Below are 13,824 nucleotides of genomic sequence, written 5' to 3' on the forward strand. Positions count from 1 at the left end.
GGTGCGGGCGTTAGCGTGGGCCACGAGGACCTCCGGGTGGATGTGGACCTTCGACAAGTCACACCCCACTCGGAGGTCCTCCTGCGTTCAAGCCGCCGCGCTGTCACCAACGTCCTGGCCGGGTACAGCTAGTGCGCCAGCAGCGGCCGGGCGCAGCGGCGGTGGGCGGCCTCGACCTCGTCGCGCTGGCGCTCGGCCCGCTCGGCCAGGGCGCGCACCCCGGCGCTCCAGTCGGCCCGTTCGGCCGCGACCAGGTCCCCCAGCAGCCGGGCCGCGACCGCGCGCCGGTGCAGCCCGCCCAGCACGTCCTCCAGCACCAGGAGGGCCTCGACGACGGCCTCCCGGGCGGGGTGCGCGGCGGGCAGCGCCCCGGCCACCCGGTCCACCACCGGGAGCCGGTGCAGCAGCGGGGTGACGCGGCCGGCGTGGGCGGACAGCCAGCTCACCCCCACCACGGCCCAGTCGGTGCTCGCGCCGAGGCGGCGCATCGCGGCCCGCAGCGCCGCGCGGTCGGCGCCGACCTCGCGGCGCAGGCGCAGCAGGGTCGTGCGCTCGGCCACGAGCACCTCCATCGTGGCGGCGCGGCGCAGCTGCTCGCCCAGGCCCGTCGCGGCCGCGAGCTGCTCGTTGAGGTAGGCGCGCAGCACGGGGTCGGCCGCGGGCACCCGGTGCCCGCGACGGGGCAGCCGACCGGAGATCAGAGCGGGGACCGACACCACAGGAGGACGCTAACCCCATGGAGTTCCTGCGCGCGCTGCCGGTGCTGCCGGTGCGCGACCTCGACGCGGAGGTCGCGTTCTACGAGGCCCTGTCGTTCCACGTGCAGCACCGCGAGGACGGGTTCGCGGCCCTGGAGCGCGACCAGGTCCTGTTCGGCCTGCGCGCGGTGGACGTGACGGTGCCGCCGCCGGGGCTGTCCTGGCAGCTGGAGGTGGACGACGTCGCCGGGGTGCTCGAGGCCGCGCTGTCCGCCGGGGTCGTCGTCCGGGAGGCCCCCCGCCAGCAGCCCTCGGGCGACTGGACGCTGCGGCTGGCGACGCCGGCGGGGTACGAGCTGGTCGTGGAGGGTCGGTCCTCGGGCTCGACGGTGCTGGACCTGCGGGCCCTGGCGCTGTCGCTGCCGGACGTGGTCGAGCTCGTCGACGAGGGCCGCACGACGTTCCGGCGCATCGGCGGCGACTGGATCGCGCGGTTCACCGGGACCCTGGCCGAGATCCGCACCGACGGGGTGGTCGAGGTGGACCTGGGGGCGGTGGGGCGCGACCACCTGGAGGAGCTGCTGCGCTCGGCGTGGGAGGAGCACGGCCCGCCGCCGGCCGACGGCGTGGGGCCGCTGCGCACGGAGTGACGGGTGTGACCGTCCGTGACGGTCAGGGGGTGCGGGTCTGCTCGTTCCGGTGGAGCGGCCCCGCTACGTCACGTAGCGTGTTCATTCGGTCACACAATCGCAGGACGTAGGGGGAACACGTGGACGGCGCGCGCAGCGGCATGCTCATGACCGAGGGACCCGGGGTCGACACCACCGTCACCCTCATGCCCACCGCGTCCCACGGGACGGGCACCTGGCACACCGCGACCGTCCGCTCCTGGACCGCCGGCGCCGCCGGGCTCGTCGTCACCAGCCACGTCACCGCCGACCCCACCACCGTCGAGGCCCTCGACGGCCAGCGCGTCTGGGTCAGCACCGACGCCGGGGACGGCTCCTCCGTCACCCCGCACGCCGTCTTCCAGGCCGTCGCCCAGGCCCACCGCGACGACGAGCTCGCCCTCACCGGCGTGATGCTCCTGGCCGCCGAGACCCGCCGCGGCGCCGTCCGCGCCCCCGCCTCCCTGCCCGCGCACCTCACCATGGCCGAAGGCGTCGCCGACGTCCGCACCGTCGACTACTCCCGCACCGGCATGCGCGTCGAAGGCGCCCAGGACATGCCCGCGCACACCGACGTCGAGGTCGCCCTCGAGCTCGGCGACGGCCTCGAGGTCCACGCCCGCGGCGAGGTCCTGCGCGTCGACCAGACCTCCGGCGAGGCCGTCGTCCGGTTCGTCGAGCTCGACGAGGACGCCGCCGCGGCCCTCGAGCGCAGCGTGCTCACCGAGCTGGCCCGGCAGAACCGGGGCTGACCCCCGGCGGGGTCCGCCGTCAGCCCTGCGACTCCGGCTGCTGCGCCCACCACGCCCGCAGCTCCCGCTCGGCCTCCTCCGGCCCCAGCGGGCCGCGGTCCATCCGCACCCCCAGCAGGTGCTGGTAGGCGCGGCCCACCACCCGCGACGGCCCGATCCCCAGCAGCTGCATGATCGCGTTGCCGTCCAGGTCGGGGCGGATCGCGTCCAGCTCCTCCTGCTCGCGCAGCGCCGCGATGCGCGCCTCGAGGTGGTCGTAGGCGTCCGACAGCCGCTTGGCCTTGCGGGCGTTGCGCGTCGTGCAGTCGCTGCGGGTGAGCTGGTGCAGCCGCGGCAGCAGCGGCCCGGCGTCCGTGACGTACCGGCGCACCGCCGAGTCGGTCCACTCCCCGTCGCCGTACCCGTGGAAGCGCAGGTGCAGCTCCGTCAGCCGCGCCACCGCCTTGACCGTGTCGTTGTCGAAGCGCAGCGCCTTCAGCCGCTTCGCCACCATCTTCGCGCCCACGACCTCGTGGTGGTGGAAGCTCACCCCGCCGCCGTCCTCGAACCGGCGCGTGCGGGGCTTGCCGATGTCGTGCAGCAGCGCGGCCAGCCGCAGCAGCAGGTCCGGGCCGTCGGTCTCCAGGTCCATCGCCTGCTGCAGCACCGTCAGGGAGTGCTCGTAGACGTCCTTGTGCCGGTGGTGCTCGTCGATCTCCAGCTGCAGCGCCGGCAGCTCCGGCAGCACGTGCGCCGCCAGGCCCGTGTCGACGAGGATCCGCAGCCCCGCGACCGGGTCGGCGGCCACCAGCGTCTTCTCCAGCTCCACCCGCACCCGCTCGGCCGACACGATCGCGATCCGGTCGGCCATCGCCGTCATCGCCCGCGTGACCTCGGGGGCCACCCGCAGCCGCAGCTGCGCCGCGAACCGGGCCGCGCGCATCATCCGCAGCGGGTCGTCGGAGAACGACTGCTCCGGCGTGCCCGGCGTGCGCAGCACCCCCGCGGCGAGGTCGGTCAGCCCGTCGTGCGGGTCGGCGAAGTCCAGCGACGGCAGGCGCAGCGCCATCGCGTTGACGGTGAAGTCGCGCCGGGACAGGTCCCCCACGAGGTCGTCGCCGTAGGACACCTCGGGCTTGCGCGAGTCCGGGTCGTAGCTCTCGGAGCGGTACGTCGTGACCTCGACGACCACGTCCCGCTTGCGCGCGCCGATGGTCCCGAAGTCGCGGCCGACCTCCCAGTGCGTGTCCCCCCACGCCTTCAGCAGCGCGACGGTGTCGTCCGGGCGCGCGTCCGTCGTGAAGTCGAGGTCGGAGGAGCGCCGGCCCAGGAACGCGTCGCGCACCGGGCCCCCCACCAGCGACAGCTCGAACCCGGCGCCCTCGAAGACGCGGCCGAGCTCGACCAGCACCGCCATCACGGGCTCCAGGGCGCTGACCGCCCGGCCCCGGGCCTCCTCCAGCGCCCGTTCCAGGACGGCGGCCGGTTCGGCGGGGGCGGGCTCGCGGGACTCCTCGTGCAGCACGGGGTCCAAGCCTGCCATGAGTCGGTGGGTGCGCTGGCTACAGTGAGCCGATGGTCAAGCCTGCCCGGGAGCCGCGCCGCCGGCTGCCCACCCTGCAGGAGACCTCCTCGGGTGGGCTCGTCGTCGACCTGTCCACCGGGGTCCCCCGCGCCGCGGTCATCTGCCGCCTCAACCGCGCCGGGCGCGCCGAGTGGTGCCTGCCCAAGGGCCACCTGGAAGGCGAGGAGACCCTCGAGGAGGCCGCCGTGCGCGAGATCGAGGAGGAGACCGGGATCCGCGGCGAGGTCGTCGAGAACCTCGGCAGCATCGACTACTGGTTCTCCGCCGACGGCCGGCGCATCCACAAGGTCGTGCACCTGTTCCTGCTCAAGGCCGTCGGCGGGACGCTGACCGTCGAGAACGACCCCGACGCCGAGGCCGTCGACGTGGAGTGGATCGCCTTCAGCGAGCTCGACGCGCGGCTGGCCTTCCCCAACGAGCGGCGGGCGGCGACGGCGGCGACCCTGCGCCTGGGCGAACTGGCGTGAGGGCCCGCGCCGACGGGCCGGACCTCAGCCGTCGGGGCCTGCTGGCGGGCCTGGCCGCCGGGGCGGCCGTCCTGACCCCGGGGACCGCGGCCGCGGCGGTGGTCCCCCGGGGGACCACCGCCGCGCTGCCGCTGCGGGTCGTGCTGCTCGACGTCACCCCCTCGGCCTACGCCGCGGACGACCCGGCCCGGTCCACGATCGTCGTGCGCGCCCGGGTGGAGCACCGCGGCACCGGCGCGCTGACGTCCGTGACCGCCCGGCTGGTGGCGCAGCGCTCGCCGTCGGTGGCCCGCTCCGCGCTGGACCAGTGGGCCCGCGCCTCCGAGCGCGCCTCCATCACCCGGTCCTCGGCCAGCTCGGACGACGTCGTCGTCGGGACCGGCGACCTCGCCCCCGGCGCCTCCGCCGAGGTCGAGCTGACCCTGCCCGCCGCCTCCCTCGGCCCCGGCGTCGGGGCGCACCTGGCCGCCGTGGAGGTCTCCGACGACGCCGGCCGCACCGGCATCGCCCGCACCTTCCTCGTCTCGGCCCCCACCGGGGTCGCCGTCACCCCCACCCCGCTGACCCTGCTGCTGCCGCTGGTCACCGGCCGCGACGGCTCGGCCACCGGCCTGGCCCGGGCCGTGACCGAACGGCTCGGCCCCCTCGTGGCCGGCAGCGCCGACCCCCGGGTGGCGTGGGCGCTGGACCCCGCCCTGACCCGCGCCCCCGTCGGCGCCCGGGACGGCGGGCAGGACGGCGGGCAGGACGCCGCGCCCGCCGTCCCCGACCCCACCGCCTCCAGCACCCCGCAGCCCACCGACGAGGAGGCCCGCACGCTCACCGGCTGGCTCCAGGAGCTGTCCGCCGCCGCCGCGGGCCGCGACGTCCTCGCGCTCCCCTACGGCGACCCCGACCTCGCCGCGCTCGACCGCGCCCCCGTCGGCACCGACCTGCTCGCCCGCGCCACCGCCGCCGCCCGCGGCGCCGCCGACGCCCTCCCCGGCGCCACCGTCCGCACCGACGTCGCCTGGCCCGCCGACCAGGCCGCCGACGAGGACCTGCTCGCCCTCTGCGTCTCCGGCGGGGCGTCCGCGGTCGTCCTCGACGACACCTGCCTGCCGCCCGACGGGGACCTGACCTACACCCCGGCCGCCCGCGCGACCCTGGACCTGCTCGACACCTCCGTCGAGGCCGTCGTCGCCGACCGCACCCTGTCCTCCGTCCTCGCCGACGCCGCCGACCCCGACCAGGTCGCCCTCGTCCGGCAGCGGCTCGTCGCCGAGGCCGCCACCACCACGCTGCAACGGCCGGGGACCGCCCGCGGGCAGCTGGTCGTCGCCCCCCGCAGCTTCGCCCCGACCGCCGAGGCGCTGTCCGGGCTCGTCGCCGCCGTCGAGGCGTCCGGCTGGGCGACGTGGGCCCCGCTGTCCGAGCTGCTCGCCACCCCCGCCCCCGACGTCCCCCGCGCCGCCCCGGCCGTGACCGCCGCGAGCGCCCGCGCGACCCTGCCCACCAGCCACGTCAGCGCCGTGGACCGCGAGCTCGTCGCCGTCGACGACTTCACCAGCGCCCTGCCCCCGCCCGCCGCCGACGCCGGGCCGCTGCCCCAGCAGCGCGCCGCCCTCCTGCTGCTCGGGGTGTCCTGGCGCGGGCACACCGGGCAGCTGCCCACCGCGCGCGAGGAGCTCGCCGCCGCCGTCACCGCCCTCACCGCCGGCGTCGGCGTCGTCGCGGGCAGCGTGCGCAACCTCGCCGCCGAGCGCAGCGAGCTGCCCGTCACCGTCGTCAACGAGCTCGACGTGCCCGTGGAGGTCGACCTCGTCCTCAAGCCCCGCACCCCCCGGGTGCAGCTGGAGGCCGTGCCCCGGCAGACCGTCGCGGCCCGCAGCCAGCAGCGCGTCGCCGTCCCCGTGCGGGCGCTGGCCAACGGGTCCGTCGTCGTCGAGGCGCAGCTGCGGACCCCCGCGGGCAGCACCATCGGCTCCCCGGTGGAGATCCGGCTCAACGTGCGCGCCGACGTGGAGGACTGGATCAGCGGGGTCGTCGGCGGGGGCGCCGCGGGCCTGCTGGTGCTCGGCGTGGTCCGCGCCGTCCGCAAGGGGCGCCGGCGCGTCGACGAGGCCGCGCACGCCCCCCTGGACGCCCGGCCCGAGCGGGCCGGCTCAGCGGCGGACCCCGGGCAGCCGGCGACGTAGTGGGCCCGCGAGGTCGTCGAGCTCCCGCACCCGCATCAGCTTGCACAGGCCGAGGAAGACGACGAGGACGACCACCCCGCCGACGAGGACGACGGCGAGGTTCACGACCTGCGAGTCCACCGGCCCCACCAGCCGCGTCCCGGCGAACACCAGCCCGCCGGTGACGACCGCGATGATCCCGACCCGGACCGCGGTGCGCAGCAGGAGGTACCCCCCCAGGCCCCGGCCGTCCCGGGCCCGCAGGTGCCGGCGCAGCAGCACCAGCCCGACCGCGCAGGCCACGACGTTGGCGACGCTCATGGTCGCGCCGATGCCCACGACGGTCCACTGCGGCGGCACCGCGACCCAGCAGACCACGTTGCCGGCCGCGGTGATCACCGCGTTCACCAGCGCCACCCGGAACGGCGTCCGGGCGTCCTCGTAGGCGTAGAACACGCGGCTGACCAGGTAGTTCACGCTGAACGGGACCAGCCCGAGCGACATCGCGACGAGGACCTGCCCGATGGGCCGCCCCCCGTGGACCATCGCGGCCCCGATCCACGGGCCGAGCGCGACGAACCCGGCCGTGGCGAGCGCCCCCACGACGGTGACGGTGCGGGCGCCGTGGGAGAAGTCGCGGCGGACCGCGGCGGTGTCCCCCGCGTGGGCCGCGGAGGCGAGCCGGGTGAACAGCGCCGTCACCAGCGACACCGCCACCAGGGAGTGCGGCAGCATGAACAGCAGGTAGGCGTACGTGTAGGAGGCGCCCGTGGCCCCGGGCACGCGCATCGCGGCGAGCTGGTCCCCGGCGCGGGTCGCGGTGTTCGTCGTGAGGACGAAGACGAGCTGCCCGGCCACGACGGCCGCGAACGTCCACCCGGCCACCCGGCCCGCGCTGCGCAGCCCGATCCCGCGGAACCCGAACCGGGGCCGGTAGCGGAAGCCGATGCGGCGCAGCGGCCAGAACAGCACCAGCGCCTGCGCGACGATCCCGAGCGTCGCGGTCCCGGCCAGCAGCGCGACCATCCCGGGCGTCCACTCGTCGGCGGCGAGGTCCTCGGCCCCCGGCACCGCGACCATGAAGACGGCCAGCCCGGCGATCGCGACGACGTTGTTCAGCACCGGCGCCCACATGAACGGCCCGAAGCTGCCCCTGGCGTTGAGCACCTGCCCCAGCACCGTGTACAGCCCGTAGAAGAAGACCTGCGGCAGGCACCAGAACGCCAACGCGGTCGTCAGCGCGATCCAGTCCTGCGAGAAGGACGAGGCGTAGACCCGCACCACGACCGGGGCCGCGAGCGTGAGCAGCGCCGTCGCGACGGCCATGACGAGCAGGGCCAGGGTGATGAGCCGGTCGACGTACTCCTTGCCGCCGTCGGGCTGCTTCAGCGCCCGCACGATCTGCGGGACCAGGACGGCGTTGAGCACCCCGCCGGCCAGCAGCATGTAGAAGACGTTCGGCGCCTTGTTGGCGACGTCGAAGACCTGGGCGCCGACCTCGACGGTGCCCCCGATCGCGGCGCCCTGCACCACGCTGCGCGCGAACCCCAGCACGCGTGAGACCAGCGTGCCGCTGGCCATCAGCGCGCTGGCCCGGGCCAGGGAGGCCTTGGACTCGTCCGGGACGGTCTGGTCGGGTGTCGCGCTCACGACGACGATGGTGGCCGATGCGTGCGCCGGACGGGTCATCGCGTCCCCGGTCCGGTCAAGGTCTTCACACGCGGTGACGACCCACCTGCTGTGCGGGACGTCGGCCGGGTGCTGTCCACGGGGGTGCTGACCCTCCTGCTCGCCGCGCCCGCGACGGCCGCCCACGCCGACCCCGCCGGCGGGACGCTCGCCGCCCGGGCCGACGCGCTGCGCACCCGCGTCGCGGAGCTGCGGGTGCAGCAGTCGGTGGCGACGGAGGCGTACGGCACCGCCGTCGAGGAGGCCGCCGCGGCCGCCACCGAGGAGGTCCGGGCGCAGACCGCGCTGGACGCCGCGGCGGGCACCAGCGGCCGGGCCGGCGCGGACGCCACCCGCCGGGTCCGGGCGCTCTACATGGCCGGCCCGTCGCTGCCGGCGGGGCTCGGGGCCCTCGCCCCGGGCCGCCTCGACCGGGCCGCGACGGCGGCCCGCGACGCCTCCCTCGCCGCGGCGGTCGTCGCGCGGGACGCCGCCACCGTCACCCGGGCCGCGGACGCCCGGGCCGCCGCGGCCGCCGCCGCGGCGAGGCTGCGGGAGGTCCGCGCCCGGGAGTCGGCCGCCGAGGCCGCCGCCGCGCGGGCCCGCACGGAGGTCGCGGCGGCCCTGGCCGAGCAGGAGCGCCTGCTGGAGGGCGCCGACGCCGCCGTCCGGCGGGCCGTCGCCCGCGAGGAGGAGGACGCCCGGCGGGCGGCGCTGGCGGCCGCCGCGGCGCGGGCCGCGGCCGCGGGGGTGGCCGACGCCGCCCCCGCGACGGCCGACGCCGCCGGCGGCACCGCCGGGGACGCCACCGGCACCGCGCGGGCCGCCGTCGCCGCGGCCCGCACCCGCACGGGCGCCCCGTACGCGTGGGGCGCCACCGGCCCGTCGACGTTCGACTGCTCGGGCCTGACGCAGTGGGCGTACCGGCAGGCCGGCGTGGCCGTCCCCCGCACCTCCCGCCAGCAGTACGCGGCGCTGCCGAAGGTGCCGCTGGACCGGCTGCAGCCCGGTGACCTGGTGTTCTACGCCTCCGGCGACGACCCGTCGACGATCCACCACGTCGCGCTGTACCTCGGTGGCGGCCGGGTCCTGCACGCCCCGCACACCGGTGACGTGGTGCGGGAGGCGGGCGTCGCGATGGACGGGCTCCTCGGCGCCGTCCGGCCCGCCTGACCCCCGCGCCCCGCGCGCGTCGGACCGTCACGCGCGGTGAGCGCCCTAGCATGGGGGCGACACGCAGGCGCGCGAACACGACTTCGGGGGGTTGGTCTGGACGGGGCAGGCCGCAGCACGGGTGAGCAGCTCGTCGCCGACCGGTACGTCCTCGATCGTGAGCTGTCCGTGGCCCGTGGTGACGACGGGGACCGGGCGGGGCCGAGGGACTACGCCGGCCGCGACCTCACGCTGGACCGGCCGGTGCGGGTGCGGGTGCTGGACGCGTCCGACCCGCGCGCGGAGGAGTTCCTGGACGCCGCGCGGCGCGCGGCGATGCTCAACGACCCCCGCATCCCGCGCATCCTCGACGCCGGGACCGACGCCGGGGACGGCGCCACGGCGACGGTGTACGTCGTGGAGGAGGCCGTGGTCGGGGCGTCGCTGACCGAGCTGCTGCGGTCCGGTCCCCTGCGGCCCCCCGCGATCCGGGCCCTCGTCGGCGAGGTCGCGACCGCGCTGGACGTCGCCGCCCGCCGGGGCCTGCACCACACCCGCCTGACCCCCGACGACGTCCTGCTCGGGCCCGACGGCGTCGTGCGCGTCCGCGGGGTCGGCGTGGAGGCGGCCCTGGACCCGGACCCGCCAGCGGTCTCGCCGGCCCGCGCGGCGGCGCTGGCCAACCGCGCCGACGCCGTGGCCCTGGTGGCGCTCGTGTACGCCGGCCTGGTGGCGCGCTGGCCGCAGCTGGAGGGCCTGGCGCCGCACCCGGGGCTGCCGCCGGCCCCGGCCGGTGAGGGGCGTCCGCTGCCGCCCAAGGACGTCCGCCCCGACGTGCCCAACGACCTCGACACGCTGTGCGTCGTGACGTTCGGCCCGCACGAGGACGGCCCGCGGGACCCCGCCGAGCTGGCCCTGCAGCTGGCGCCGTGGTCGATGGACGCGTGGGACGAGACGCTGCGGCGGATGCGCGGGGAGGCCGCCACCGCCGCCGTGCGCGGCCGGCTGAAGAACCGCGACGAGGTCGTGCCGGAGTCCGAGCCCCCCGTCCCCTTCACGCGCCCGCACTCCACGGCCCGTCCCCCGCGCGACGACTCGCGCTTCGTGCTGGGCCTGGTGGGCGGGGTCGTCGTGGTCGGCCTCGTGCTGGCGCTGTGGCAGCTGAGCCGCATCGACGTGCCCGGCGCCGGCCTGGCGGGTGCGTCCGCGTCGCCGTCGGCGACCGCGTCCGCTCCCGCGACGGCGGCCGTCCCCGCTCCCGCCCCGGCACCGCCCGCCCCCGCGACGCCGGTGGCGCTGCCGGTGACCGCGGTCTCGGCGCTGGACCCGCAGGGCGACGGCGGGGAGTCGTCCGAGACGGCCCCCCGGGCGGTCGACGGGGACCCGGGCACCGCGTGGGAGAGCCAGCGGTACAACTCGGCGGCGTTCGGCGGGCTGAAGGACGGCATCGGCCTGCTCCTGGACCTCGGGGCCCCGGCCGACGTCACCTCGGTGGCGCTGACCAGCGGCGGTGAGGGCGGGGCGATGCGGTTGCTGGCCGCTCCGGGGGCGACCCCGGACGGGTGGCAGTCCGTCGCGTCGGCGCCGGTGGGCGGGCAGCAGGCGCTCACCCCGGCCCAGCCGGTGCGGGCTCGGTACCTCGCGGTGTGGTTCGACGAGCTGCCGACGACCGAGGGGGTCTTCCGGGCCTCGGTCGCCGCGATCGCCGTCACCGGGACGCCGGTCACGTGACCGGGTCGGGCGCGCCCGGTACCGATCCCCGCTCGGACGCCGAGCTCGTCGCCGCGCACGTCGCGGGCGACCCGGAGGCGTTCGGGGAGGTCGTGCGCCGGCACCGCGACCGGTTGTGGGCGGTGGCGCTGCGCACCGCGGGCGACCGCGAGGAGGCCGCCGACGCCGTGCAGGACGCCCTCGTCTCGGCCCTGCGCGCCGCGGACCGGTTCCGCGGCGAGTCCGCGGTGACGACGTGGCTGCACCGGATCGTCGTCAACGCCTGCCTGGACCGGGCCCGGCGCCGGGCCGTCCGCCCGACGCGGCCGCTGGAGGAGGAGGTCGGGCCGGGCGAGGACGGCCTGCGCACCGGGGCCGCGCTCGCCGTGGTCGACGACGCCACCCCGCACGTCGAGGCGCAGCTGGACGTGACGGCCGCGCTGGCGCGGCTGCCCGAGGCCCAGCGCGCCGCTCTGGTGCTGGTCGACATGTACGACGTCCCGGTCAGCGAGGCCGCCGCGATCCTCGGGGTGGCGGTCGGGACCGTGAAGTCGCGGTGCTCGCGCGGACGGGTGGCGCTGGCCGCGCTCCTGGGACCGGCGGGGAACCGGTGAGCGGCCGGGCGCGTCGTAGTCCCCGGTCGTGCTGGAGGGAGGCGGGTTCCGAGTGAGTGAGTTCGACGACGAGGAGCTCAGCGCGCAGGAGCGGCACGTCCGCGACCTGCTGCGCGGGGCGGCCGACGTCGGGCCGATGCCCGCCGACGTGGTGGCGCGCCTGGACGCCGCGCTCGCCGACGCCCGGGCCGGGGACCGCCCGGCACCGGGGGCGACGGTGGCCTCGCTGTCCGCGCGCCGGCGCTGGTCGCGGCGCCTGCCCCGGCTGGTGGCCGCGGCCGCCGCGGCCGTCGTGGTGGGCGGGGGCGCGCTGCACCTCGCCCTGGACGACGGGTCCGGGACGTCCTCCTCGTCGAGCGCGGGCGGTGGCGCGGGCGCCGACTCCGCGGCCGGTTCGCCCGCGGCGAGCGAGGCGGTCCCGCCGGCGGCGCGGGTGCTGCTCAGCGGCACCGACTACACCGACGTCGCCGCCGTCCAGGACCTCGGCGAGGAGTCCCTCACGCCCGAGGAGGGCACCGACGCGAGCTCCGGCACCGGCGCGGCCGACGACGCCACCCCCGGCACCGGCGCGGACGACCGCAAGCCGACGATGCTCAACGCCCCGCAGTCGGAGCCGGAGGGGTCCGCGACGAGCGACCCCTCGCAGCTGCCCAACGCCGAGCGGGCGCTGGCCTGCACCCGCGCCCTCGGCGTGGACCCGACCACGGTGCGGGTCGTCGAGATCGCGAACTGGCGGTCGCAGCCGGCGGCGTTCGTGGTGCACACCACCCCCGACGGCGCGCAGGTGGTGGTGGTCGCGCTCGGGTGCAGCCCGGGCGACGAGGCCCTCAGCACGGTGCCGGTCCCGCAGGGCTCCTGACCCCTCGGCCCGGGGAACAGCGGGCCCCTACGATCGGTTGAGCAGTCAGCAGCGCGAGGACCCCGGACGGCGGGGCCCGGCACCGATCCAGGGAAGCAGGTCCGCACAGGTGAGCCAGTCGACGAGCGAGGTCCGCGACGTCATCGTGGTGGGTTCGGGCCCGGCCGGGTACACCGCCGCGCTCTACGCCGCCCGCGCGGAGCTGCGGCCGCTGGTGTTCGAGGGGTCGGTGACGGCCGGCGGTGCGCTGATGAACACCACCGAGGTCGAGAACTTCCCCGGCTTCCCCGAGGGGATCCTGGGGCCGGACCTGATGGACAACATGCGCTCGCAGGCGGAGCGGTTCGGCGCCGAGCTCATCACCGACGACGTCGTGGACGTCCGGCTCGAGGGTGACGTCAAGGAGGTCACCACCGGCGGCGGGCAGACCTACCGCGCCCACGCGGTGATCCTCGCCCTGGGGTCGGCCTACCGCGAGCTGGGCCTGCCCGACGAGAAGCGGCTGTCCGGCCGCGGGGTCAGCTGGTGCGCCACCTGCGACGGCTTCTTCTTCCGCGAGCAGGACATCGTCGTGGTCGGCGGCGGCGACTCCGCCGTGGAGGAGGCGACGTTCCTGACGCGCTTCGCCCGGTCGGTGACGATCGTCCACCGCCGCGACGAGCTGCGCGCCTCGCGCATCATGGCCAAGCGGGCCCACGACAACGAGAAGATCTCGTTCGCGTGGAACTCCGAGGTCGTCGCCATCCAGGGCGAGAACAAGGTGGAGGGCCTGACGCTGCGCGACACCGTGACCGGCGAGACCCGCGACATCGCGGCGACGGCGCTGTTCATCGCCGTCGGCCACGAGCCGCGCACCGACCTCGTCAAGGGTCAGGTCGACCTGGACGAGAACGGCTTCGTCCTCGTCGAGGGCCGCACCACCCGCACCAACGTCCCCGGCGTGTTCGCCGCCGGTGACGTCGTGGACCACACCTACATGCAGGCCATCACCGCCGCCGGCATGGGTTGCTCCGCCGCGCTGGACGCCGAGAGGTTCCTCGCGGCCCGCGCCGACACCGCGTTCGACGAGCAGCCGTCGCGCGAGGAGACCGACCCCGCCGTGGCGACGGCTGACACCGTCGACCGTCCCCAGATCCGCTGAGAACCGGAGGAACCCCGTGAGTCAGAACACCGCCGCCGTGACCGACGACAGCTTCGACGTCGACGTCCTGCAGTCCGACAAGCCCGTCCTCGTCGACTTCTGGGCCCCCTGGTGCGGCCCGTGCCGTCAGGTCGCCCCGATCCTCGAGGAGATCGCCGCCGAGCACGGCGAGAAGATCACCGTGGTGAAGGTGAACACGGACGAGAACCCGCGGATCGCCGCGAAGTACGGCGTCACGTCGATCCCGACGCTCAACGTCTACTCCGGCGGTGAGGTCGTGAAGTCCATCATCGGCGCGCGTCCCAAGCCCGCTCTCCTGAAGGAGCTGGCGGAGTTCGTCGGCTGACGTTCGACCGCTCCACGACGGCCGGTACC

13 protein-coding genes are annotated in these 13,824 nt (G+C 76.8%); 10 read left to right on the forward strand and 3 right to left on the reverse strand.

The genetic code is table 11. The features are described 5' to 3' along the window. Positions 1–128: 128 nt before the first annotated feature. Complete coding sequence (locus tag ACRYM6_RS20695) at positions 129–716, reverse strand: hypothetical protein (RefSeq protein WP_432544776.1); 588 nt, start codon at positions 714–716, stop codon at positions 129–131. A gap of 20 nt (positions 717–736) precedes the next feature. Here ACRYM6_RS20695 and ACRYM6_RS20700 point away from each other — a divergent pair, with 20 nt between their 5' ends. Beyond that, a complete protein-coding gene (locus tag ACRYM6_RS20700) occupies positions 737–1,348 on the forward strand; it encodes a VOC family protein (protein ID WP_432544777.1) in 612 nt (203 codons plus the stop codon). A gap of 119 nt (positions 1,349–1,467) precedes the next feature. After that, positions 1,468–2,118 (forward strand): PilZ domain-containing protein, encoded by a 651-nt coding sequence (locus tag ACRYM6_RS20705; RefSeq protein WP_432544778.1) that lies wholly within the window; start codon positions 1,468–1,470, stop codon positions 2,116–2,118. 19 nt (positions 2,119–2,137) lie between these two features. Here the strand turns inward: ACRYM6_RS20705 and ACRYM6_RS20710 are convergent, their stop codons facing one another. Further along, positions 2,138–3,640 (reverse strand): CCA tRNA nucleotidyltransferase, encoded by a 1,503-nt coding sequence (locus tag ACRYM6_RS20710; protein ID WP_432544779.1) that lies wholly within the window; start codon positions 3,638–3,640, stop codon positions 2,138–2,140. A 32-nt stretch (positions 3,641–3,672) separates the two neighbouring features. Here ACRYM6_RS20710 and ACRYM6_RS20715 point away from each other — a divergent pair, with 32 nt between their 5' ends. Beyond that, positions 3,673–4,149, forward strand: coding sequence for an NUDIX hydrolase (locus ACRYM6_RS20715; RefSeq protein WP_432544780.1), 477 nt, complete (start codon positions 3,673–3,675; stop codon positions 4,147–4,149). Next, complete coding sequence (locus ACRYM6_RS20720) at positions 4,146–6,326, forward strand: DUF6049 family protein (protein ID WP_432544781.1); 2,181 nt, start codon at positions 4,146–4,148, stop codon at positions 6,324–6,326. The genes ACRYM6_RS20715 and ACRYM6_RS20720 overlap by 4 nt, the downstream gene beginning before the upstream one ends. Here ACRYM6_RS20720 and murJ read toward each other — a convergent pair. Beyond that, on the reverse strand, positions 6,294–7,955 hold the full coding sequence (murJ, locus tag ACRYM6_RS20725; RefSeq protein WP_432544782.1) for a murein biosynthesis integral membrane protein MurJ: 1,662 nt from the start codon (positions 7,953–7,955) through the stop codon (positions 6,294–6,296). The genes ACRYM6_RS20720 and murJ overlap by 33 nt on opposite strands. 90 nt (positions 7,956–8,045) lie before the next feature. Here murJ and ACRYM6_RS20730 point away from each other — a divergent pair, with 90 nt between their 5' ends. From ACRYM6_RS20730 to trxA, 6 genes are all read left to right on the forward strand, one after another. After that, positions 8,046–9,146, forward strand: coding sequence for a C40 family peptidase (locus ACRYM6_RS20730; protein WP_432544783.1), 1,101 nt, complete (start codon positions 8,046–8,048; stop codon positions 9,144–9,146). A 168-nt stretch (positions 9,147–9,314) separates the two neighbouring features. Beyond that, the gene (locus ACRYM6_RS20735) at positions 9,315–10,856 is read left to right on the forward strand and encodes a protein kinase family protein (RefSeq protein WP_432544784.1); all 1,542 of its coding nucleotides are present in this window, start codon (positions 9,315–9,317) and stop codon (positions 10,854–10,856) included. Continuing rightward, complete coding sequence (gene sigM / locus ACRYM6_RS20740; RefSeq protein ID WP_432544785.1) at positions 10,853–11,449, forward strand: RNA polymerase sigma factor SigM; 597 nt, start codon at positions 10,853–10,855, stop codon at positions 11,447–11,449. Before ACRYM6_RS20735 ends, sigM begins: the two co-directional genes overlap by 4 nt. A 52-nt stretch (positions 11,450–11,501) precedes the next feature. Next, positions 11,502–12,308 carry a hypothetical protein gene (locus ACRYM6_RS20745; protein WP_432544786.1) on the forward strand — a complete coding sequence of 269 codons (807 nt, stop codon included), beginning with the start codon at positions 11,502–11,504 and terminating at the stop codon, positions 12,306–12,308. Positions 12,309–12,417: 109 nt separating this feature from the next. Continuing rightward, positions 12,418–13,449, forward strand: coding sequence for a thioredoxin-disulfide reductase (gene trxB, locus ACRYM6_RS20750; RefSeq protein ID WP_432544787.1), 1,032 nt, complete (start codon positions 12,418–12,420; stop codon positions 13,447–13,449). A 16-nt stretch (positions 13,450–13,465) separates the two neighbouring features. After that, entirely contained in the window at positions 13,466–13,795 is a 330-nt protein-coding gene (gene trxA, locus ACRYM6_RS20755; RefSeq protein WP_432544788.1) for a thioredoxin, read from the forward strand. Positions 13,796–13,824 lie beyond the last annotated feature (29 nt).

The organism is Kineococcus rugosus (genome assembly GCF_050871975.1).
Lineage (GTDB): Bacteria > Actinomycetota > Actinomycetes > Actinomycetales > Kineococcaceae > Kineococcus.